The 23,698-nt window shown below is 73.1% G+C and carries 13 protein-coding genes; 8 read left to right on the top strand and 5 right to left on the bottom strand.

Translation table 11 applies throughout. The annotated features are described in order from the left end of the window. Positions 1-57: 57 nt before the first annotated feature. A complete protein-coding gene (locus tag ACQP10_RS15205; protein WP_433541575.1) occupies positions 58-660 on the bottom strand; it encodes a DUF4291 domain-containing protein in 603 nt (200 codons plus the stop codon). A gap of 192 nt (positions 661-852) precedes the next feature. Next, positions 853-1,092 carry a hypothetical protein gene (locus ACQP10_RS15200; protein WP_179817910.1) on the bottom strand — a complete coding sequence of 80 codons (240 nt, stop codon included), beginning with the start codon at positions 1,090-1,092 and terminating at the stop codon, positions 853-855. A gap of 574 nt (positions 1,093-1,666) precedes the next feature. Here ACQP10_RS15200 and ACQP10_RS15195 point away from each other — a divergent pair. The 6 genes from ACQP10_RS15195 to ACQP10_RS15170 all read left to right on the top strand — a co-directional run bounded on the left by ACQP10_RS15195 (position 1,667) and on the right by ACQP10_RS15170 (position 18,045). Beyond that, the gene (locus ACQP10_RS15195) at positions 1,667-6,526 is read left to right on the top strand and encodes an amino acid adenylation domain-containing protein (RefSeq protein WP_433541574.1); all 4,860 of its coding nucleotides are present in this window, start codon (positions 1,667-1,669) and stop codon (positions 6,524-6,526) included. A gap of 64 nt (positions 6,527-6,590) precedes the next feature. Continuing rightward, on the top strand, positions 6,591-11,951 hold the full coding sequence (locus ACQP10_RS15190; RefSeq protein WP_433541573.1) for a non-ribosomal peptide synthetase/MFS transporter: 5,361 nt from the start codon (positions 6,591-6,593) through the stop codon (positions 11,949-11,951). Positions 11,952-12,231: 280 nt separating this feature from the next. Continuing rightward, positions 12,232-13,344: an ABC transporter substrate-binding protein gene (locus ACQP10_RS15185; protein WP_433541572.1), complete on the top strand. Its 1,113-nt coding sequence runs from the start codon at positions 12,232-12,234 to the stop codon at positions 13,342-13,344. Between the two features lie 754 nt (positions 13,345-14,098). After that, a complete protein-coding gene (locus ACQP10_RS15180) occupies positions 14,099-14,563 on the top strand; it encodes a hypothetical protein (protein WP_346023296.1) in 465 nt (154 codons plus the stop codon). A gap of 196 nt (positions 14,564-14,759) precedes the next feature. Then, a complete protein-coding gene (locus tag ACQP10_RS15175) occupies positions 14,760-16,172 on the top strand; it encodes an Ig-like domain-containing protein (RefSeq protein ID WP_433541571.1) in 1,413 nt (470 codons plus the stop codon). Between the two features lie 250 nt (positions 16,173-16,422). Next, complete coding sequence (locus ACQP10_RS15170; RefSeq protein WP_433541570.1) at positions 16,423-18,045, top strand: SMI1/KNR4 family protein; 1,623 nt, start codon at positions 16,423-16,425, stop codon at positions 18,043-18,045. A gap of 141 nt (positions 18,046-18,186) precedes the next feature. On the opposite strand, the gene ACQP10_RS15165 is transcribed toward ACQP10_RS15170, so the two are convergent. Further along, positions 18,187-18,606 (bottom strand): winged helix-turn-helix transcriptional regulator, encoded by a 420-nt coding sequence (locus ACQP10_RS15165; RefSeq protein WP_346023293.1) that lies wholly within the window; start codon positions 18,604-18,606, stop codon positions 18,187-18,189. 87 nt (positions 18,607-18,693) lie between these two features. Between ACQP10_RS15165 and ACQP10_RS15160 the strand changes: the two genes are divergently transcribed. Together ACQP10_RS15160 and ACQP10_RS15155 are read left to right on the top strand one after the other, a co-directional pair. Beyond that, on the top strand, positions 18,694-19,512 hold the full coding sequence (locus tag ACQP10_RS15160; RefSeq protein ID WP_399500406.1) for an NAD(P)H-binding protein: 819 nt from the start codon (positions 18,694-18,696) through the stop codon (positions 19,510-19,512). 390 nt (positions 19,513-19,902) lie between these two features. Further along, on the top strand, positions 19,903-20,586 hold the full coding sequence (locus ACQP10_RS15155; protein ID WP_346023291.1) for a maleylpyruvate isomerase N-terminal domain-containing protein: 684 nt from the start codon (positions 19,903-19,905) through the stop codon (positions 20,584-20,586). A 515-nt stretch (positions 20,587-21,101) separates the two neighbouring features. On the opposite strand, the gene ACQP10_RS15150 is transcribed toward ACQP10_RS15155, so the two are convergent. Then, positions 21,102-22,316, bottom strand: coding sequence for an acyl-CoA dehydrogenase family protein (locus ACQP10_RS15150; RefSeq protein WP_346023290.1), 1,215 nt, complete (start codon positions 22,314-22,316; stop codon positions 21,102-21,104). 127 nt (positions 22,317-22,443) lie between these two features. Continuing rightward, positions 22,444-23,661, bottom strand: coding sequence for an MFS transporter (locus ACQP10_RS15145; RefSeq protein WP_346023289.1), 1,218 nt, complete (start codon positions 23,659-23,661; stop codon positions 22,444-22,446). Positions 23,662-23,698 lie beyond the last annotated feature (37 nt).

The raw sequence follows: 23,698 nt of genomic DNA, 5'->3' as shown, positions 1-23,698 counted from the left end.
GCCCAGGATCAGGCGGACCCTGGCCGTGCCGCGCCGGCAGGCCACGCCGGTGCGGGCTCAGACCGCATCGGGCGTGACGCTCGCGCCGACGGCTCGGGCGAGTTCGGCGGACAGGGGGTACGGGTGCTCCGCGGGGAGCATGCCGGTGACGTCCTTCCCGTCGCGCAGCGCCTGCCGGACGTCATGGACCCGGTCGGTCAGGTCGGTGATCCCGAGGACCCACTGGTCGGCGTAACGGGCGGCGGCGTCACCGGACAGGCCCACCTGGATGGACCGGTACGGCAGGGCGTTGTGGTGCGGGTCGCGTTCCGGATCCCACTGGATGCGGACCGGGCTCTCCTGAAGGCGCTTCTTCCACACCGTCCGGTCCGTCCCGGCGTCGGGGTGGCTGAGGCAGGAGTGTCCCAGCGCCCACTCGAACCCCTCGCGCGTGATGTCCACGGCCAGGACCCTGGTCTGGCCCGGCTTCGTGGCCCAGCCGCAGCGGTACATCATCCACAGGAAGGACGGTTTGATCCAGGTCATCCGCTCACGTTTGAAGGGTGGGACGAAGCGTTGCGCGGTGACGGCCGGGGCCGCGACGGCCGGATCGTAGGCCTGGTAGACGGTGATCGCTTCATCGGTGAAGGAGGCTCGGATCTGCCGGTACGGGACGTTCATCCTCCGCAGGATGGCGAACCGCGCGTCCGCCGGACAACCGGATTATCGGGGTGGACGGGACGGCGCGGGCGTCCGCGGCGCGCCGGCTCACGTATCCGTCCGATCGATGTGAGCGGGGCGGAACGGTACGGCCGGCCCGGACGGCCGCCGCGCCCGCGCGGCATGCGGGCGACCGGCCGGGGTGTCAGCCGTTCAGCGGTTGGTCCACAGATGCCAGAGCCAGTCGCCCTCGGAACAGGTGTAGGTCTCCCAGTGGCCCCGGTCTATCCCGCCCTGGCCGGCCGCCACGCAGGCGGAGTGGGTCCAGTACCAGTCGCGGTACACGTCGTTGCCCGCGGCCGACCGGGGGGTCGCGCCGGCGGGCGCGGGGGCGCAGAGCAGGACGGTCGTCGCGAGGGCCGCGGCTCCGGCCCTGAACACCGATCTGATCATGACGTTCCTTTCGTTGAAGGATGCACGACGGTCACATTATGACACTGATTGATTACTCTCCGCATGCACGGCGATTGCCGAACCGTCCGGTCCGGGCAAGATTCCGGAAACCGAACCGCGAACTAAACGGATGAATCGGATATTCGCCCCAGGTGGCACCACCGGATCGTGAAGCCCGGAAACGGGCGACAAAGCGGACGAAAGGTCGATCGGTGCCGCGGCGGCCGGCCGATGCCGCGACGGTCCGATCGGCGGATGCGCGATACGGAGCGCAACCAGATCGAACGCCCCTGACAAAGCGCTATTAATGACTTTTCGAGGAAAAGTCAGTAAATACCACCAGAAAGCTCGGCACCTCGCGCCACCAGCGCGTCACATCGCGAAATCTTTCCGCGAACGGTCTTACGGAGTGTCACCCTTCGCAGCCTGGGCGGAACATTGCATAAAACTAAATATGTCCGATTCGCCTCTTTAACGTAACGAAACGATCTTTGCGTTGTATCGCCCTTCTACCTTTTGCAACCCTTGCCCGCGTACATTCCAAGCAACCCCCGCCCCCAAGAGGAGATCGCAGGTGGCTCGCAAACTCACGCTGCTCGAACCGGTCTACAAGGCCTTCGAAGAGCAGGTGCGGCGCACCCCCGAGCGGACGGCGGTCGTCGCCGGGGCGACCCGCACGACCTACACCGACCTCAACGCGCTGGCCAACCGGATAGCCCACGAGCTCCTCTCCCGGGGAGTGGGACGGGGTTCGACCGTCGGCGTGTGCCTGGACCGCGACGAGAAGCTGATCGCGGCGCTCCTGGGCGTGTGGAAGACCGGCGCCGCCTACGTGCCGCTGGAGTCCACCTTCCCGGCCGAGCGGCTGGAGTTCATCGTCGAGGACGCCGGGGTGTCGCACGTGGTCACCTCCGCGGCGCTGGCCGAGCGGCTACCGGAGACCGAGATCGTGCCGGTGGAGTCCGTCGGGGAGCGGCCTTGGAACGATCCCGGCCTGCCGAGCGACCCGGCCGACCTGGCCTACATCATGTACACCTCCGGCTCCACCGGCCGCCCCAAGGGCGTCATGATCGAGCACCGCAACGTGATGACGCTGCTGCGCTGGGACGCCGACTACTTCACCGAGGAGGAGCTGGCCGGCTTCCTCGCCTCGACCTCGGTCTGCTTCGACCCGTCGGTCCCCCAGCTCTACCTCCCCCTCCTGCTCGGCGGCACGGTGATCATCGCCGAGAGCCCCCTGGCGCTGCACTCCCTGCCCGCGAAGGACGAGGTCACGATGGTCAGCGCGGCGGCCTCGGCGCTGACCGCGCTGCTGCGGGAGCCGCTGCCGCCGAACGTGCGCACGGTGCTGTCCAGCGGCGAGCCGGTGAGCCGGGCGCTGGCCGACCGCGTCTTCGCCAACCCCGGCGTACGGCGCATGGTGAACCTGTACGGGCCGACCGAGTGCACCGTCCACTGCTGCGCGCACGAGATCTCCCGGGACTCCTCGGGCGAGCCGCCGATCGGCATGCCGTACGCCTGGTCGGAGCTGTCGGTGCGCGGCGCCGACGGCGCGGCGCTGGGCGACGGCGAGATCGGCGAGCTGTGGGTGGCCGGCCCGCTGGTCGGCCGGGGCTACCTGCACCGGCCCGAGCTGACCGCCGAGCGGTTCGTGACCGACGCCGCGGGCGTGCGCCACTACCGCACCGGCGACCTGGTCCGCTGGGAGGGCGGGGTCCACTTCTACGAGGGGCGCATCGACGACCAGGTGAAGGTGGCGGGTTTCCGCGTCGAGCTGGGCGAGGTGCAGGGCAGGCTGGCGCGCCACCCGCTGGTGAACCACGCCGTCGTGCTGGCCCCCACCGACTCCGAGGGCACCCGGCGGCTGGTCGCCTACGTCGAGCCGGCCGGTCCCGGCCTCGACGACGGGGGGCTGCGGTCCTGGCTGCGCGAGTGGCTGCCCGACTACATGATCCCCGCGAGGATCGTCTTCCTCGACGCCATCCCGGTCGGCCCGACGGGCAAGGCCGACCGCTCCCGGCTGCCCGCGGTGACGTTCTCCCCGGCCGCCGGAACCGCCGGAGCGGCGGGGAACGCCGGCGCCGAGTTCGTCGCGCCCCGCGACGAGACCGAGCGGCGGCTCGCCGCGGTCACCGCCGAAGTGCTCGGCGCCGAGCGGGTCGGCGCGCACGACCACTTCCTCGACCTGGGCGGGCACTCCCTGGCCGCGGCCAAGATCTGCGTCAGGATCGAGCACGAGTTCGGCGTCCGCGTCCCGCTGACGGCGTTCCTGGCCCGCCCCACGGTCGCCGAGCTGGCGGCGTACGTCGCCGAGGCCGCCCCCGCGGCGGTGACGCCGCTGGTCCGCAACGCCGGGCGGACCACCTACCCGCTGACCGGGATCCACCGCGACCTGTGCCTGATGCGCGAGGTCAGCCAGAACCACGGCTCCACCGCCATCGCCTTCCGCCTCGGGCTGCGCGGCCTCGCCTCGGCCGAGCCGCTGCGCGCCGCGCTGGACGGGATCGTGCGCCGCCACGAGGCGCTGCGCACCGTCGTCACCGACGGTGCGACCGCCGAGGTCGGGCCGCCGATCCCGGTGCCGCTGACCGAGCACCGCCCGGCGTCGGAGGAGGAGGCCGCCGGGCTGCGCAGCGCCGCGGTCGCCCACGGCTTCGACGTCACCCGGGACTCGCCGCTGCTGCGGGCCACCCTGCTGTGGTCGGGACCGGACAGCGCGGAACTGGTGCTGCTGACCGACCACACCGCGTTCGACGGCTGGTCGCTGGGGGTCGTGATGCACGAGCTCCTCGACGGCCTGGCCCACTCCGGCGACATCTCCCTGCCCGAGCCGGCGCTGCAGATCGGCGACATCGCGCTGCACGAGCAGGCCACCGTCCTGGACACCGGGACGCTGCGGGCCTTCTGGGCCGAGGAGCTGGCCGGGGCGGTCCCGCCGTACGAGCTGATGCCCGGCTTCGACGGGCGTCCCAGCCGGATGCGCGGCGAGCGCCTGGTGCGCCCGCTCGACCCGGCGGCGGTCGCGCGGATCGGCGAGCTCGCGGCCGACTGCGGCGCCACCCCGTTCGCCGTCCACCTGACGGTGCTGGGCATGCTGGTCGCCGGGCTGACCGACCGGCCGGACGTCGTCCTCGGCGCCGCGGTGGCCGACCGCGCCGCCCCGGGCATGGAGTCCGTGGTCGGCGTGCTGGTCGACGTGGTTCCGGTGCGGCTGCGCCTGGGCGACGGGCTGTCGCTGCGCGAGGCCGTACGGCACGCGGGAACCGCGACGGTCCGGGCGATGGACCACCGCGCGCTGCCCGCGCGGGACCGCGCCGACGTCGGCGGCGTCGAGCGGCCGCCCGGTGCGGTGCTGACGCCCGTCACGCTGTCCATCCAGCCCGCGGAGGTCCCCCTCTCGCTGGAGCGCGACGGCGTGGGCGTGGACCTGATCGGCGAGCTGGACGCGGGCAGCGCACAGGCACCCCTGATCGTCTACGTCAACGACACCGCGGCCGGACCCGAGCTCCAGGTCGAGTACGACCTGGAGTACCTGGGCCGGGCCGCGGCCGAAGGTTTCACCGACCGGCTGGTCCGCCTGCTGGAGGACGCGCTGGCCCACCCCGACCGGCCGCTGTCGGCGTTCGAGGTGGTCGGCGCAGAGGAGCGGGCGGCGCTGCTGGCCGCCGGGACCGGCGCGCCGCTGCCCGCCGACACGCCGCGGACCGTGGTGGAGGCGGTGCTGGAGCAGGCCGTACGGCGCCCGGACGCGCCGGCGGTCGCCGACGCCGGGGGCGTCCTGACCTACGGCGAGCTGACCGCCCGGGCGCGGCGGGTGGCCGCGGCGCTCGGCCCGGCCGCGGCGGGTTCCTGCGTGGGCGTGTGCCTGCCCCGCGACCGCCACCTGCCCGCGGCGCTGCTGGGCGTGCTGCTGGCCGGCGCCGCCTACGTCCCGCTCGACCCGGGCCACCCGGCCGAACGGCTCCGCCACCAGGTCGAGGACTCCGGCGCCAAGGTGATCCTCGCGGCGGGCGAGGGCCTGGAGGTGGCCGGGCGGTTCGGCTGCACCGTCGTCGACCTGGCCGGGCTGCCCGCGACGGAGACCGGCGACGTCTCCCCGGCGGGGACCGGCGCCTCCCGGGTGGAGCCCGGCGACCTGGCCTACGTGCTGTACACCTCCGGCTCCACCGGCCGGCCCAAGGGCGTCGAGGTCACCCACGCCAACCTCGCCGCGTTCACCGCCTCGATGCGGCTCGCGCCGGGGATCCGGCCCGGCGACGTGATGCTCGGCCTGACGCCGTTCTCGTTCGACGTGTTCGGCTTCGACCTGTGGGTGAGCCTGTGCCACGGCCTGCGGCTGGAGCTGCTGGGCCGCGACGACGCGCTCGACGGACGGGCCGTCGCCCGGCGGATCGAGGAGGCCGGGGTCACGCTGATGACCGCGACCCCGACGACGCTGCGCATGCTGGTCGCCTCCGGCTGGCGCGGCGGGGACGTGCGCGTGGTCAGCATCGGCGAGGTGCTCGACGCCGCCCTGGCCGCCGAACTGGTGGAGCGGGTCGCCGAGCTGTGGAACGCCTACGGCCCCACCGAGACCACGATCTACTCCACCATGGTCCGCGTCACCGCCCCGGTGGGCGACCCGGTGTCGGTCGGCGTCCCGCTGGCCGGGGAGCGGGCCTACGTACTGGACCGGGCGGGCCGGATGCTGCCCGCCGGGACGGCCGGCGAGCTGTGGATCGGCGGAGTCGGCGTGGCCCGGGGGTACCGCGGCCGGCCGGAGCTGACCGCCGCGGCGTTCACCGAGGACCCGCTGGACCCGGCGGGCGGCCGCCGCTACCGCACCGGCGACCTGGCCCGCTGGCGGTCCGACGGCACGCTCGACTTCCTCGGCCGCCGGGACCGGCAGGTCAAGGTCCGCGGCCACCGCATCGAGCTGGGCGAGATCGAGACCGTGCTGCGAGAGGGCGAGGACGTCGCCGACGCGGCCGTGACCGTCCACGGCGGCGACCACCTGGTCGGCTACGTCGCCGCGCCGCCGGGGACCGACACCGGCGGGCTGGAGCGGCGCCTGGCCGCCCGGCTCCCGGAGTACATGGTGCCCCGCCGCTGGGTGGTCATGGACGCCCTGCCCCTCACCGCCTCCGGCAAGGTGGACCGCACCGCGCTGCCCGAGCCCGGCGACGAGGCCGGGACGGTGCCGCCGAGGACCGAGGCCGAGCTGCTGGTCGCCGAGGTGTGGGCCACCGTGCTGGGCCGCTCCGAGATCGGCGCGCACGACGACTTCTTCGCCGTCGGCGGCCACTCGGCGACCGCCGCGCTCGTCACGGCCCGGCTGAGCGACGCCCTGGGCCTGCGGTTGCCGGTGCGGATGATGTTCGAACGGCGCACGCTGTCGGGCTACGCCGTGCGCCTGGAGGAGCTGCTGCTGGACGACCTGGAGGCGGAGGCGTGAGCGGACTCGCGACGACCGACGACCGGTACGACACGCCGGGCACCGTACCGGTGAAGGAGATCCCATGACCGTCAGCGACGAACGCCGCGGCGCCCTGTCGGCGCGGCTGGCGGCGGCGCGGCTCGCCGCCGCCCAGACCGTCCCGGCGATCCCCGTCCGGGAGGCGACCGGCGGCCCCGCCCCGCTGTCCCCCGCCCAGGCCCGGCTGTGGTTCCTGTCCCAGCTCGACGACCTGGCCGCCTACAACGTGCCCGCCGCCGTACGGCTGCGCGGCCCGCTGGACGTCGAGGCGCTGACCGGGGCGGTGCGCGACCTCGCCGACCGGCACGAGGTGCTGCGCAGCCTGGTCACCGACGAGGGCGCCACCCCGGTCGAGGCCGCCCGGGTGCCGGTCACCGTCGAGGACCTCGGCGACCCCGCCCTGCTGGGGCCGCGGCTGTCCGAGGAGCTGGCCCGGCCGTTCGCGCTGGACACCGAGCCGCCCACCCGCGCCCTGCTGCTGCGGCTGTCCGGCGGCGAGGAGCACGTCCTGGCGCTGACCGTGCACCACATCGCCTTCGACGCCTGGTCGCGGAACCTGGCGCTGGCCGAGCTGGCCGCCCTGTACGCGGCGCGGCTCGGCCTGGCCGGCCCGCCCGCGCCGCCGCAGGTGCGCTACGCCGACTACGCGGCGTGGCTGGCCGGGCAGCCGGAGGGCGACGTCACCTGGTGGACCGAGCGGCTGGCCGGTCTCGAACCGGTGCTGGACCTGCCGGTGGACCGGGCCCGGCCGTCGATCGCCGACTGGACCGGCGCGACCGTCCCGGTACGGCTGACGCCCGCGCTGACCGCCCGGATCCGCGAGGCCGCCGCCGAGACCGGCTGCACACCGTTCATGGTGCTGCTGGCCGCCTGGCAGGAGCTGCTGGGCCGCGTCTCCGGCACCGACGACGTGCCGGTCGGCGTGCCGGAGGCCGGGCGGCTGCACCCCGACACCGCGCGCATGCTGGGCTGCTTCGTCAACACGCTCGTCCTGCGCGGCGACCGGTCCGGCGAGCCGACCGGCCGGGAGCTGCTGGCCCGGACCAAGGACGCCGTGCTGGACGCCCTCACCCACCGCGACGTGCCGTTCGAGCGGATCGTGGAGCGGCTGCACCCCGAGCGCAGCCTCGCCACCACGCCGATCTTCCAGGTGATGCTGAACGTCCTGGACGACCCGCCGCGGGCGCTGGACTTCCCCGGCCTGACCGCCGAGGACGTCAACCCGGCGCCGCGCACCACCAAGTACGACCTCAACCTCGCCTTCGCCAACGCCGGCGAGGAGTACCACGGCGAGCTGGTCTACCGCACCGACCTGTTCGACGAGTCCACCGCCCTGCGGATGGCCGGCTGGTACCTGAACCTGCTGGAGGGCGTGCTCGCCGACCTGGACGCGCCCGCGGCGGCCGTGCCGCTGGAGCCGGTGACCGGGCCCGCCGTCTCGGGCGCGCGGATCCCGATGGACCTGACCCGGCCGCTGCACGAGGTGGCCGCCGACTGGGCGCGGCGCACGCCCGACGCGGTCGCCGCGGTGGACGCCTCCGGCTCGATCACCTACGGCGAGGCGGACCGGCTGGCCGAACGCCTGGCCCGGCATCTGATCGCGGCCGGGGTACGGCCGGACGAGCCGGTCGGCATCCTGATCGACCGGCACCGGGGGCTGGTCCCGGCGCTGCTCGGCGTGCTGCGCGCGGGCGGCGCGTACCTGCCGATGGACCCCGCCTACCCCGACGACCGGCTGGCCTACATCCTGGAGACGGCCGGCGCGCGCGTCGTGCTGACCGACCGCGAGTACGCCGGCCGGGTGCCCGGCGCGCTGGTGCTGCCCGACCTGCTGGCCGCCGACCCCGGCGGGCCCGACCGGCCCGACGGACCGGTGGACGCCGGCGTCACCCCCGGCCACCTGCTGCACGTGATCTTCACGTCCGGCTCCACCGGGCGGCCCAAGGGCGTGGCGATCGAGCACCGCTCGGCCCTGCACTACCTGCACGGCCTGGCCGAGCTGGTGCCCGAGGGGTGCGAGTCCTACGCCGTGGTCTCCACGATCGCCGCCGACCTGGTGATGACCTGCCTGTACGGCCCGCTCTTCCAGGGCGCGGCGGTCCACCTGGTGGACCAGGAGACCTCCACCGACCCGGAGGCGTACGCCGCCTACCTGGAGAGCCACCGGGTCGATGTGATCAAGATGGTGCCCAGCCACCTGGAGCTGCTGGCCGCCCACGGCGACCTGGCCCGGATGCTGCCGCACCGGCTGCTGATCCTCGCCGGCGAGGCGACGTCGTGGGAGTTCGCCGAGCGGATCCGCGCGGCCCGCCCCGACCTGGAGGTGCAGATCCACTGCGGGCCGACCGAGACGACGGTCTCGGTGCTCGGCGGCCGGGTGCCCGAGGTGCCGTCGGGGTCGGGGTCGGTCCCGCTGGGCCGGCCGCTGGCCGGCGTCGACTGCCACATCGTCGACCCGGCGGGCCGCCCGCTGCCCGCCGGGGTGCCGGGCGAGCTGTGGGTGGCCGGGCCCAGCCTGGCCCGCGGCTACCTGAACCGTCCCGACCTGACCGCCGAGCGGTTCGTCTCCGACCCGGTGAACGGGACCGCCCGCTGCTACCGCACCGGCGACCGGGTCCGGCTCAACTCCGCCGGGCTCGTGGAGTTCCTCGGCCGGGTCGACGACCAGGTCAAGATCAGGGGCTTCCGGGTGGAGCTGGGCGAGGTGAAGGCCGCCCTGCAGGAGCAGCCCGGCGTCCGGGAGGCCGCGGTGCTGCCGGTCGGCGAGGGCCGCTCCCGGCGGCTGGCCGCCTGGGTCGCGCCCGCCTCGGTGGACGTCGCCGCGATCCGGGCCGGGCTGCGCGAGCGGCTGCCCGACTACATGGTGCCGTCCGGCATCGTCGTCCTGGACGACCTGCCGCTCACCCCGCTGGGCAAGATCGACCGGGCTCGGCTGCCGGTCCCCGAGGCCGCGCCCGCCGGCGAGCGGGTCGCGCCGGGCACCCCGACCGAGCTGCGGATCGCCGAGGTCTGGTCCAGACTCCTGGACCTGACGGAGGTCGGGGTCGACGACGACTTCTTCGACCTCGGCGGCGACTCCTTCCGCGCGGTGCGGGCGGTCCGGGAGATCGACCCGGCGCTGCGGGTGATCGACCTGTTCACCCGGCCCACGATCCGCGAGCTGGCCGCGCACCTCGACGGCGGCTCCGACGCCCCCGCCGGGCTGCTGCACCGCCTGGCCGGTCCGCGCCGGGCGAGCCGTACCGTCGTGTGCCTGCCCTACGGCGGCGGCTCGGCCGCCGCGTTCCAGCCGCTGGCCACCGAGCTGGCCCGCCTCTCCCCCGCCACCGCGGTGCTCGCCGTCGAGCTGCCCGGCCACGACCCGGCCCGGCCCGACGAGGACGTGCTGCCGATGGCGGAGCTGACCGACCGGGTCCTGGCCGAACTGGCCGAACAGGCCGACGCGACCGGCCCGATCGTGCTGTACGGCCACTGCGTCGGCTCGGCCGCCGCGACCGAGCTGGCACTGCGGCTGGAGGAGGCCGGGACGCCGGTCGCCGGCGTCTTCGTCGGCGGCAGCTTCCCCGACGCGCGACTGCCCGGACGGCTGTCGGCCTGGTGGAACCGTAGGTTCCCGGCGCACCGCTGGTCCTCCGACCGCGCCCAGCGCGACTTCCTGCGCACGCTGGGCGCCCTGGACGAGGACTTCGGCGACACCGGGATCATGCTGCGCGGCCTGCGGCACGACGTGGAGGAGGCCCAGGGCTGGTTCAGCCGCCGCCTCGGCGACCCCGCCGCGCAGCAGCGCAGGCTCGCCGCGCCGCTGCTGTGCGTGATCGGCGAGCGGGACCGGGCCACCGAGCTCTACCAGGAGCGCTACCGCGAGTGGGGGGCGTTCGCCGACCGGGTGGACCTGGCCACGATTCCCAAGGCCGGCCACTACTTCCTCAAGCACCAGGCCGAGTCCCTGGCCCGGCTGATGTGCGACCGCCTGGACCGCTGGACCGCGGGCGAGCTGCCCGAGCCGGTCGGGGAGGTCGGCGTGTCGGGCGGCAGCGCCCGCCGGGACCTGCGCCGCTTCTACACCGTCGCGGCCGGGCAGACCCTGTCGCTGCTCGGCGCGGCGCTGACCTCCTTCGCGCTGGGCGTGTGGGCCTACCAGAAGAGCGGCCGGGTGCTGGACTACGCCCTGGTCAGCATGCTCGCCCTGCTGCCGTCGCTGCTGGGGGCGCCGCTGGGCGGCGCGCTGGCCGACCGAATGGACCGGCGGCGGATCATGCTGGTCTGCGACGGCGTCTCCGCCGTGGCCACCGCCGCCCTGGTGCTCCTGCTGTGGCTGGGCCGGCTGGAGATCTGGCAGGTCGGGATCGTCGCCGGGATGCTGTCGCTGGTGTCGGCCTTCCACCGGCCCGCCTACCTGGCGGCGGTGGCACAGCTGGTGCCCAAGCCGTACCTCATGCAGGCCAACGCGCTGGCCAACCTCGGCACCGGCCTGGGCATGCTCGTCGGCCCGCTGGGCGGCGCCGCGCTCATCTCGCTGGTCGGGCTGCACGGCGTGGTGGCCGTGGACGTCGTCACGTTCCTCGCCGGGCTCGGCACGCTGCTGGCCGTACGGTTCCCCGACCGGCTGTTCTACCGGCTGGAGGAGTCCTTCAGCCAGGCCATCGTCGGCGGCTGGCGCTTCCTCGTACGGCGCCGCCCTCTGATGATCATGATCGGGTTCTTCGTCGTGCAGAACTACCTGAACATGCTCGCCATGTCGGTGACCGTGCCGGCGGTGATGTCGTTCAGCGACGTCGGCGGCGTCGGCCTGGTCACCGCGATGCAGGGTCTGGGCGCGGTGCTGGGCTCCCTGGTCATGGTGTTCTGGGGCGGCACCGAGCGGCGCGCGATCGGCATGGTCGGCTTCGTGGTCAGCCTCGGGATCGGCGTGCTGCTGGTGGGCCTGCGGCCCTCGCTGCCGCTGGCGGCCCTCGGCGGCCTGCTGTCGTGGGCCTCGCTCAGCGTGCTGAACGCGCACTGGCTGTCCATCATCCAGCTCAAGGTCGGCCTGGAACTGCAGGGCCGGGTGCTGGCCACCAACCAGATGATGGCGGTGTCGATGACACCGCTGGCGTTCCTCACCGCCTCGCCGCTGGCCGACGACGTCTTCGGCCCGCTGCTCGCCCCGGGCGGCCTCCTCGACGGCACCGTCGTCGGCGACATCGTCGGAGTGGGACCGGGCCGCGGCGTCGGCCTGCTGCTCGTCGCCTGCGGCGCGCTGCTGGCGCTGTGGGGCGCGCTGGGACTGTGGTACCGGCCGCTGCGGCGCATGGAGGACGCGCTGCCCGACGCGGTGGCGGGCGCGGAGATCGCCGACGACCTGGACGCGGTCCAGGCGGAGGCGGACGCCGCGCTGCTGGTGGGGGCGGCTCCGGCCCGGTGATCTCGGGAGGGGCTCGCCCGGTGACCGGGTGAACGCCTCAGCGGGGCCCGGCCGGTCGTCACCGGCCGGGCCCCGCCGCTTTCCCGGCGGAGGCCGGTACGGCGGCTGCCTTCCCAGGGGGCTGATACGGCGGCTGCTTTCCCGGCGAGGGCGGGCCGACGGCGATGGGACGGGGCGCCGGAGCCGGCCATTCCCGGCTCGGCTACTCTCGGCGCCACTGACGTTCGCTCTACGATCCGGGCAAGCTGCGGCCGGATCATCACTCGGGAGACGCCGACGCATGAATACGCCACCATCGTCACCTGGAGCGGAGCGAACCGACGGAGCAGCCGTCCGGATCGGCGCTCTCGTCCCGCTGACCCGGCCCGGCTGGGTCGAGGCGGGCCGGCACCTGCTCGCCGGACTCGAGCTGGCCGTTCGCGAGGTCAACGACACCGGCGGGATCGCCGGAAGGCCCCTCGAACTGGTGGTCCGGGACACCGCGGCCGACCCGCAGAGGGCCGTGGCGGCCGTGGACGAGCTGGCCCGCCTGGGCGTGGCCGCCCTGGCGGGGGAGTATCACAGCGTCGTCGCCCGCGCCGCCGCCGCCAGGGCCGACGCCCTCGGCCTGCCGTTCCTCTGTTCGTCGGCGGTTCTCGACGCGCTCACCGAACAGCCGACGGAATGGGTCGCGCGCCTCGCCCCGGCGCAGTCCCGCGGCTGGCAGATCTACGCGGACTTCCTCCTCGGCGCGGGCCACAGCCGGATCGCCGTGGCGACCCAGCCGAGTGTCTACTGGGCCTCCGGGGCCCGCATCCTGCGGGACCACCTCGCCGCACGCGGCGGCACCGTCCTCGAACTCGACATGAGCGTGCTCACCCCCGCGGCCGTGTGCGACGAACTCGCCGGCAATCGCGCGACAGCCCTCCTTCTCCTGGTCGGCCACCCGGAGCCGGCGGTGCCGATCGTCAGGTCCGTCCGCCGCGACCGGCGCCTCGCCGAGATCATGATCGGTGCTCCGGCCGGGCAACCGGAGTTCACCGAATGGGCGACGCTGCTGGGCGGTGACGGCGCCGCGATCCCGTTCCTGCGCTACCTGCCCGAGCACCTCAGCCCACTCGGTGCACGCGTCGAGACGGCCCTCCGTGAGCGGCTGGCCGAGGCGCCCTCCTTCGTCGCCTTCGAGGGTTATGACACGGTCACCGTCCTCGCCGACGTGTTGCGCTCTCACGGCGCGGACCGGACGCGCACCGCCGAAGCCTGGTCGCGCGTCGCGGTCGAGGGCACCCGCGGGCGGATCCGGTTCTCCCGCGTGCCGGGCATCGGCGTTCGGCAGTGGGACTGGCCGCCGATCCAGGTCGTCGATCGGGATCCGGCGGAACCCGATCGCTTCCGGATCCTCCACACCGGCTGAAAGAGCGCGCAGGCCCGACCGCCTCAGATCTGCCCGGACCTGAGGCTGTCCACCTGTCTACGTGTTGGTCACTGGGCGCGTCCCCACTGGCCTTCCTGAGCATCCGGCTGCCGCGGAGCGCCAATCCCAGAGAGGGTCGCGACGGAAGCGTTCCAGGACCTCTTCGTACTCGATCAGCTCACCGAAGTTCGTGTCCAGCAATCCCGATACTCCCTGGACCAACTCACCCAGGAGGTCGCGGATACAGGAAACCCCGGAATACTCGATCAGGATCGCCTGGAACTCGCCGATCCTGTGGCGGATTCCGTCCACTTCCCCTTCACCGAATTCGTCCAGGACCCCTGACGATCCGCCCCTCGCCGCGGCCGTCGGCTGACCGCCTGACGGCACGGATCGGCTCACAGGCACCCTGTACACGGCCACCCGCTCCGCCTCCGCGTGTGTCGCGTGACGGGTGGGGTAGGAGTGACGATCATCCGTCGAGTCCGCGCACGTCCGGAGGGGAGAGGCCGAGATGGCAGACCGGATCACCGACCCGTGGGGACCCCGCGCGCCGTACGGTCCCCCGTCCGCCGCCGGACGGCTCGCCGCGTCGCTCCCCGGGCGGCACAGCCCCTGGCCGGTACCGTACGGCGAGCGTGGGCGACCATATGGCGCGGGCAGGTGACCGTACGGCAGCCGCGGGCGCGCATGTGGCGGGAGCCGGCGGACACACGGGGCGGGCCGATCCGACCCGACGAGACACCGAGGAGGCGTGACCATGCATCTGGCGCACTATCTGGGAATGCTGCACCGCTCCCTGAACGAGCTGGCCGGCGCCTTCAGCGAGGTCGGCCGGAGCCATGCGGGCGAGCCGGACGTCCACCACGTCTGCGAACAGTTGGCCGACCAGTGCGTTGAGCACTCCCGGAGGCTGGAGCCGTTCGTCGGACGCTACTCCGAGGAGGCGTCCGACGAGCCCGAGCGGCTGCACTCCACGCTGTTCTCCGGTACCCGCGCCGGCGGTCTGGGCCTGCTGCGGGACCTGCACGACCTGTACCTCATGGCCGCCGAGTGCGACATCTGCTGGACGCTGATCGGGCAGGCCGCCCAGGGCGCCAGGGACGAGGAACTGCTCGGCACGGTCAACGCCTGCGAGCAGGAGACCTCCACCCAGATGCTGTGGCTGCGCACCCGGATGAAGCAGGCCGCGCCCCAGGCCCTGGTCGTCGCCTCCTGACGGAGCGGGTCCTGGCGGAGGCCCCGCGGACCGGCGACGGAAGATCGCCGTGCCCGGTTCGCGGGGCCGCCGCCAGGATCCTGAACGCGACACGAAGATCACTCGTTCGCCACCAAGGGTGATCGAAAGAACCCGCACAGTAACATCCCCGTGAAGTTGATCTACGAAGACATCCTTCACGCAGGGGAGAAATTCAGTGTCGAGGTCATATCACCCGAGATCCACGCTCACCGTGCTGGCCTGTGCCCTGTCGGTTCTGCCGGCCTCGGCCGGGACGCGGGTCGCGGCCGACGCGAGCGCGCACACCGCCACTGCGCCGCAGGCCACCACGCAAGCCGCCGCGCCCTGCCTCCAGCAGGGGCAGGCGACCTACCCCGTCAGCTACTACTGGAAGAACGCGCTCGGCATGAGGCTGGGCAGCGGAACGGTCTCGGTCGGCACCTCCCCGTCCCTGTGGGGCGGGCGGATCACACCGGGCGGCACCTTCACCCTCACGGTCACGCACCGCACGGCCCAGTGGCCGCTGCTGGTCAGGACCTACACCACCACCTGGGATCTGTCGTCCCTCCTGGCCAACGCCGACATCGTCAGCCAGTCGGGGACCGGGACCATCGGCGGCAACACCCTGACGATCACCTCGCCTGGCACCAAGACGGACCCGCCCTCGAAGGTCATCACCTTCCGGGTCAAGCAGGGCACCGTCGGCAACAGCATGACCATCCGGCCGACCGGGATCAGCAGCGTCCTCGCCGCCCCGGGCCAGCTCGGCGGCAACACCCCCGCCCCGCCGATCCAGATCGCAAGCGGGCAGTCCATCTCCCCCACCACGGCCGCCGACGACACCGCCACCACCGCGCCGGGCACGGCCGTCAACGTGCCCGTCCTGGCCAACGACACCGCCACCGCACCGACGATCAGCGGTGTCACCAAGCCCGCCAACGGCACCGCGACCATCTCCGGCGGCAACGTGGTCTACACGCCCGACCCCGGCTTCAGCGGCACCGACACCTTCACGTACACCATCACCACCGACTGCGGGACCAGCACCGCCAAGGTCACCGTCACCGTCCCCTGCAACTGGAAACCGGTCAGCCTGGTCAACGGAAGCTTCGAGGCGCCGCCCGTGGCCACGATCGACTACTCCATCCCCGACGCCTCCACCAACCCGGCCGTCGGCTGGCAGACCACCGCCACCGACCGCAAGCTGGAGTTCTGGCGCGGCGGCGCGAGCGGGGTCCCGGCGGCCGACGGCCAGCAGTTCGCCGAACTCAACGCCAACGAGGTCTCCACGCTCTACCAGGACCTGCCCACCGTGCCGGGTACGCCGATGACCTGGTCGCTCTACCACCGCGGCCGCCTCGGCACCGATGTGATGCGGGTGCTCGTCGGCCCGCCGGGCGCGACCGTGGCGCAGACCCCCACCGGCGCCTCCTCCCCGGACATCTCCGACGACAACACCGCCTGGCGCCGCTACACCGGGACGTACATCGTCCCTCCGGGACAGACCACCACCCGGTTCGCCTTCGAGTCGGTGTCGGCCACGGGCGGCAGCCCCGCGCTCGGCAACTTCCTGGACGGCGTGACGTTCAGCACGCCGCCCTGCCCGTGAACCGCGACAGGCACCGGCCACCGGGCCGTGAGCGCTCAGATACCTGACCATCGGCACAGGGGCCCGGCGACGACGGCACGCTCGCCGGGTCCCACGGTGATCACACGGCACGCCGGCCTCGCGTGCGACCCCGGCCATCGGGCCATCGCACTGGAGCTTCGCCGTACCGGTATCCCCTGCCGCTCGTCGGCATGAGCCGGTGCCGGTCGTTCTGTGGTGAAGATCAAAACGAGCCGGTAGGGTGCGGCGAGTGCCGATATCGCGTGGCGTTCGCGCAGCACTCGCCCTCGTGCTGGTGGGAAGCGCCGTCGTGGCCAGTGCGCCGGAGATGGGCGAGATGTCCATGTGCAGCACCATGAGCTTCGGCTCCATATCGATGACGTGCTACGACTCCGAGGGGCGCCGGGACACGGAGCTGGAGGCGGCGATCCGGGCGCGGGCGCTCAGCCCGGCCCAGGCCCGCGCGGCCGGCTGCGAGCCCATCTCCTGGGACGGGGAATCACCGGAGCCGGAGGTGACCGCCGAGCCGCTCGTCACCGACGAGCCGACGCCCACCTTCAGCCCGCGCGCCCTCGATCCGGCGGTCACCGCCCGGGTGGACCGGGCGTGGGACGGGATCGAGCGCTGGCTCGGCGCGCACGCCTCGGCCACGCTGCGCAGGCTCCGGAACCCGGCGCAGCCGCAGGACATCGCCCGGTGGGAGCACTACCAGCAGACCCGGCTTCCCGACGACCTGTACGCGTCGCTGCTCCGCCACGACGGGGCCGACGGGAACTTCGGCGCCGGGTTCCAGTTGCCGTTCTCCCACGGCCTGGCCTCGCTGGACAGCTTCACCAGCCTGCGCGCGTACAACTGCCGCGACCTGGTGATGGAGGGACCGCCGGAGGCGGCCGACCCCGAGAGCGGCGCCTGGCACGGCAGCCTGCTGCCGTTCGCCGCCACGGGCTACGGCCAGGAACTGTTCGTCGATCCGCGCACCGGCCGGGTCGGCGAGAAGGAGTACGGCCGGAACCTGCGCTACGACGGCCCGATGGGCTGGCCTTCCTACCTGGCCCTGCTGGAGGCGCTGGCCTCCTCCCTGGAGAGCGGTACGGCACTGCGCGAGCGGTACCCGTCCGTCACCGCGGGCTGCGAACTGCGCTGGAACGAGGAGCCTGCCGACGCGCTGCCCGGCGGCTGCGCCGGCGCCCCGCGCCCGTCACCGACCCCCTCCCCGTCCCCGACCCCGGTCTCGCAGGAGCTCACCCCGGCGCAGGCCCGCGCCAGCGGTTGCCGCCCCGCCCGGCGCCGGCCCGCCGTACGGCCCGTGGATCCCGCGGTCGCCGCGCGGGTGAATGCGGCGTGGCGGCGGATCGAGCGCTGGCTGGCGGCCAGGGCGCCGGTGAGCAACCGGACCCTGTACGGCCCGGCCACCCCGGTTCAGATCGCCAGGGCCGAGGCGGCGATGGGCATGAGGTTCCCCGACGACCTGCGCGCGTCCCTGCTGCGGCACAACGGCGCCCGCTACTGGGGCGGGTTCGGTCCCGCGCCGTTCTATGAGTTCATGTCGGTCAAAGCGCTGCGCGCGGACTGGAAGATGCTGTGCGGCATCGTCCTGGGCGGGCCCGAGGAGATGGCCGGCTTCTGGTGGGACGGTCATCTCCTGCCGTTCGCGACCGCCATCGACGGCGGCAACCTGTTCATCGACACCCGCACCGGCAAGACCGGCGAGTACTTCAACGAGACGGGGCTGCGATTCGACGGCGACGTCGTCTGGCCTTCCTATCTCGCCCTGCTTCGGGCCACCGCCGACTCCCTGGAGACCGGGAGACCGATCCGCGGCTGGCGTCCCGTGGTGCGGAAGGGCGAGCTGGACTGGAAGCAGGCGCGGTGACGGGAAAGGGGCTCACCGATGCGGCCGGCGAGGCCCTCCGGCCTCCGTCAACCGGCCTGGCCGGCCACCGGTCCTGAGCACCCGCCGCATCGGCCGGCGCCGCTCCCACGAGTAGCCGATGTACGGCGGCAGCGACCCTCGTCAGCGGATGTCATGGTCGGGGTGGGTCTGGTCGTATGCGTGCCGCGCCTCGGCGATGACGGCGCGGTGGGCGAGTGACCAGTCGGCGAGCGCCTTGACCAGGTGGGTCAGATCGGCCCCGGTCCCGGTCAGGCGGTAGTCGACCTGGGCCGGAACGGTCGGGTACACGGTGCGCAGCACGAGGCCGTCACGTTCGAGCCTGCGCACGGTGAGGGTGAGCATGCGCTGGGAGATGCCGTCGATGGCGCGCTGCAGTTCGCGGAACCGGCGCGGCCCGCTCGCAAGCTCAACGATCACGAGCACCGACCATTTATCGCCGATACGGTCCAGGACATCGCGAATGCCGCAGTCGGGGTGGTCTGCGCGTCCGCAGGGGTCGAGGTCGGCGGGGGCGGTTACCCCGGTGTGCGTGGGTGACATCGAACTGCCTTCTTGTGGCCGGTGGGCGTGTGATCGAGGATCAAGCTTAGTTACCGATGAGAACCACGACGGAAGACTGTGATTGACATGATCCTGGTGACGGGAGCGAACGGGAACCTGGGCTCGGCCACCCTCACCGCGCTGCGTGCCCGCGGCGTCGCCGCGACGGGCGGAAGCCGCACGCCGGACGAGGGGATGCGGCGTCTCGACTTCGATGACCACGCGGGTCTCGATCTCGCCGGGGTGTCGACCCTGGTGCTGATCTCCGCCGGTTACGCCGAGGACGACCAGGTCATCGAGCGGCACGCGGCGGTCCTGGACGCCTCCGTCCGCGACGGCGTCGGCCATGTCGTCTACACGAGCCTGACCACGGCCGGCGATCATCTCGGTTTCGCGGCGGCGCACCGTGCCACCGAACGCCTGGTGCGGGCGAGCGGACTGCCGTGGACGATCCTGCGCAACGGCCTGTACGCCGAACTCTTCGGCGGTCTGCTGATGTGGGCCGAGGACGGTGTGGAGTCCCCGTTCGGGGATGGCGCCCTGGCGGCGGTCGCGCGGGAGGACCTCGCCGATGCCGCGGCGATCGTCGCGGCGAGTCCGGCGGGACACAGTGGACGCGTCTACGACCTCGTCGGCACGCCGATCACGGCGGGTCAGGTGGCCGACCGGCTCGGGGTCCCGCACCGCGCCATCGGCCTGGGCGAGTACCGGCGCAGGCTCCTGGAGGCGCCGGGGCTCCTGCCGTTCCAGCCGCCCATGCTCGCCTCGATCGCCACGGGCGTCCGGCACGGCTTCCTGGACGGCACCGCTCCCGCCCTCACGGACCTTCTCGGCCGCCCGGCCCGCGACCCGCTGGCCGCAGCCGTCGCGGTCGCCTCCGCCACGCGCCCGAAAGCACACGTCTGACAGCCGTACCGGCGGAACGCGGGCACGGCATGACGAGGAAAGGGGATCGGCCGCGGGCGCCCCCGAGCGGGGAGCCGCCGGGTCAGGAGCTACGGGCCGAGCCGGTCATCCGGCACAGGTCGAGGTGGAGACGTCGGACCAGGCACACGGGCAGGAACATGAGTATTTCCTGCCAGAAAAGTATGTAATTCGGCAAGCGTGAGACCGACCGGAAGAGGCCGGCCCGGCCGTGGCCTCCTCACACTCCGCGGCGGGCCGATCGTCTTCTCCTGCAGAACGGTCCGGGGCTTCGTCGTCTTCACTTCGTTGGCGGCCCGCGTGGTCGTGACGGGTCAGATGCGGAGCTGGAATGATCACCTTGATGGACACGTCGATGGTCAAGGGAGTCTGGTGTTCGATCATGATGCGCTGATTGCGCTGGCGGAAGAGAGCCGGGCGTTGTCCGCGGCTCTACGAGAACTGGAACCGCAAGACCTGCGGCTTCCAACGAACTGCCCGCCCTGGGACTTACAAGAACTCGTCGTCCACATCGCCGCCAGCATCAGCCTCGGCGACGCCGGCTTCCCCGATGCCGTACCGCATGCGCCACTCGTCAGCGCGGCCGATTACTACCGCAGACCCGAACGAGATACGCAGGTCTACAGACAAAGCAACGTTGATCGGACCCAGGAACTGACCCGGAGGGTCCTCGTCTCGACCTCTGCGGCCCGGTGGTTCGATGAGGTTTCCCACGACTCGATCACCGAACTGAGCCGAGAAGATCTGGGCCGCATCGTCCTGATCCCCGGTCGAGGTGCGATGAGACTGGCCGACTGGGTCGTCACCCGTGTCGTCTCTGTCGCGGCCCATGGGCTGGACGTCGCGTTGACCCTGAAGCTGACGCCATGGACCTCGCCCTCCGCGCTGCACGTCATGCGACCGGTTTTCACCGCGCTGCTCGGCACAGAGATTCCAGCCGCCTTGAACTGGGATGACCAAGCATTTCTGGCCGTGGCAACCGGTCGCCGAGCCTTGACAGGGGATGAGCGGACCCTGCTCGGCCCTCAAGCGGAACACTTCCCGCTTCTGTCCTGATCTTCGTCGTGCCCCTCCTGGTCACAGTGCGTGACAGCCCCTGGCGAGCGAGGTCTCCGCGCTCCGCCAAAAGGTCCTTTGATGCCGACGGCCGCTCAGGTAGAGCCGGGAACAACACCGCGACCTCGTCTTGTCGGGCCTCCCGCCCCCGCTGGAGCGCACCTTGACGATCATCAGGCTGCACACCGCGTTCCAGGCGGAGGCGTCGGTGAAGAAGGCCGTCCGGACAGTGCAGGCATCGCCCTCGCCCGAGGCCACCAAGGATGCCGACTCGGCGGAATGACCAGCACGGTGCCAACCCGCGCGCCAAGCCGCCAACCCGCGCACCGAGACTCCGTCAGCCTCACGCCGCCGGGGTCTTTTCACATCCCTGCATCCTCACCCTGAGCGGCGCGTTCGTTCATCCCTTGGCGACGTGCCCACCCGTCGCCCCGGGCACGCCGCCGCCTCCGGTCCGGTGGCGAGGGCCGGCCTCGCCATGGGGAGCGGCGGGGCCGGCCCGGCGTCGTGCGAGGTCAGCGGACGGGCAGGCCGGTGACGGCGCGGCCGATGATGAGGCGCTGGATCTCGCTGGTGCCCTCGAAGATCGTGAAGATCTTGGCGTCGCGGTGGAAGCGCTCGACCGGGTGCTCGCGGGTGTAGCCGGCGCCGCCGAGGATCTGGATGGCCTGCTCGGTCACCCAGACGGCGGCCTCGCTGGCCACGAGCTTGCACATCGACCCCTCGGCCTGGCCGAAGGCGCGGTCGTTGCGGGCCATCCAGGCCGCGCGCCAGGTCATCAGGCGGGCGATGTCGACGCGGGTGGCCATGTCGGCGAGCCGGAACGCGATCGCCTGGTTCTCGCCGATCTTCCGGCCGAACTGCTCGCGCTCGCGGGCGTAGTCGCGGGCGTACTCGTACGCCGCGCGGGCGATGCCCACGGCCATCGCCGCCACCACCGGGCGGGTGGTCTCGAAGGTCCGCATCGCGCCCTGCTCGCCGGCCCGGCCGCCGGAGCGGACCCGCGCCAGCCGGGCCTCCAGCTTCTCCCGGCCGCCGACCAGGCACGAGCCCGGCACCCGGACGTCCTCCAGGACGACCTCGGCGGTATGGGAGGCGCGGATGCCGTGCTTCTTGAACTTCTGGCCCATCGACAGGCCGGGCGTGCCGGGCGGCACGATGAAGGACGCCTGGCCCCGGGTGCCCAGCGCCGGGTCCACCGAGGCGACGACGACGTGGACGTTGGCGATGCCGCCGTTGGTGACCCAGGTCTTGACGCCGTTGAGGATCCAGTCGTCCCCGTCGGGGACGGCGCGGGTGCGGATGGCGCCGACGTCGGAGCCGGCGTCGGGCTCGGAGGCGCAGAACGCGCCGACCTTGACGTCGTCGGGGGTGCCGAACATCTGCGGCAGCCACTCCCCCACCTGTTCGGGGGTGCCGCCGGAGGCCAGGGACGCCGCGGCCAGGCCGGTGCCGGCGATGGACAGGCCGATGCCGGCGTCGCCCCAGAACAGCTCCTCGAACGCGGCGATCAGGCCGAGGCCGCTGGGCTCGAACCACTGCTGGGCGAAGAAGTCGAGCGAGTACAGGCCGATCCGGGCGGCCTCCTGGATGACGGGCCAGGGCGTCTCCTCGCGCTCGTCCCATTCGGCCCCGGCGGGGCGGACGACCGTGCGGGCGAACTCCCGCACCCAGTCGCGCACCTCCCGCACGTCGTCACCCAGCTCCGGGCAGAAGCCGGTCTCGCTCATCGTGATCAACCCCTTTCGCGCGCTGCCCACCGTAACGGCTCACCCCGCCGTCCGGTAGATCAGGCCGTACGGCGGGCCGGACGGTCGTCGGCGCGGCGGTCCCGCGGGTGCGGGCGCCGCGGCGGCGTCATGCGCGGCCGGTGCGGGCGGCGGCGGCCAGGGCCAGGACGCCGAGGAGGAGCAGGGCGGCCGTGCCGTACATCAGGAGGCCGAACCCACCGCCGGCGAAGGCGGTGGCGAGCTGCGGGCCGAGACTCCCGCCGAGGAAGAGGGCGAAGGTGAACAGGGACAGGGCGGTGCCGCGGGCGCCGCCGGCGATCGCGCCGATGCTCTCGTTGACCGCGGGGGTGCCGGCGGCGATGCCGAAGACGTAGAGGGCGAGCAGCAGGGCGAGTCCGATCACGCCCGGCCCGGTGGCCCCGGCGGTGGCGAGCGCTAGGGCGGCCACCGCGAGCAGCGCCGTCGCGCGCCGGGGGGCGGGGACGCGGGCCAGCACGGGGGTCAGCAGCGGGACGGCCAGCATGAACGGCAGTCCGCTGATCCGCAGGGCCAGCAGGGCCTGCGGGGAGCCGGCGATCTCGGCGGGGCCGGCGAGCTGCAGGCCGGTGTAGACGGCGACGAACGTGGTCAGGATGGTGACGGTGCCGGCGTAGCGGAGCAGCAGCGCGGGGGTGGCCAGCAGGGACGGGATCGCGCGGTAGGCGGAGGCGAGGGAGCCGGTGGCCGTACGCGGCGGGTCGGGCAGCATGACGGCGCGGGCGGCGACGGCGGTGACCGCGAACACCGCGGCGGACAACAGGAACACCCCGCGCCAGCCGATCACCCCGGCCAGCGCCTGGGCGGCGACCTGGAGCAGCACCGCGGCGGCGAGGAAGGCGCTGGTGATGGTGGCCAGCGACAGCGTACGGCGGTGCGGGGCGACGCGTTCGCCGAGGTAGGCCATGGCCGCCGGGGGGAAGATCGAGACCGCGACGCCCTGCAGCACGCGGAGCCCGATCGCCGCGCCGGGTCCCGGCGCGACGGTGACGAGGGCGGTGGTGGCCGCGGCGGCCAGCAGGCCGGCGAGGATCAGCCGCCTGCGGCCGTACCGGTCGGAGAGCGGGCCGAAGAGCAGGAAGCCGGCGGCGTAGCCCACGCCGAACGCGGTGACGAGCCAGGTGAGGCTCGCCTGGGCGGCGCCCCAGCCGGTGGCCATGCCGTGCAGCAGGGGGATCACCACGTACAGCTGGCCGCTGGACAGCACGGCGGCGAGGGAGAAGACGGCGAGGGTGGGCCCGAGGGGGGCGAATCCGCCGGAGCGGGGGGCCGCGGCCGGGGTGGCCGAGGCCGGCGGGGAGATCGTCATGGCGGGACCGTAGCCAACCAACCGGTTGGAAGTCAAC

The organism is Streptosporangium sandarakinum, assembly GCF_050942225.1.
In the GTDB taxonomy this organism is placed as follows: Bacteria; Actinomycetota; Actinomycetes; order Streptosporangiales; family Streptosporangiaceae; genus Streptosporangium; species Streptosporangium nondiastaticum.
Note: the sequence above shows the minus strand (reverse complement) of the source record. Positions and strands in the feature narration are given on the sequence as shown.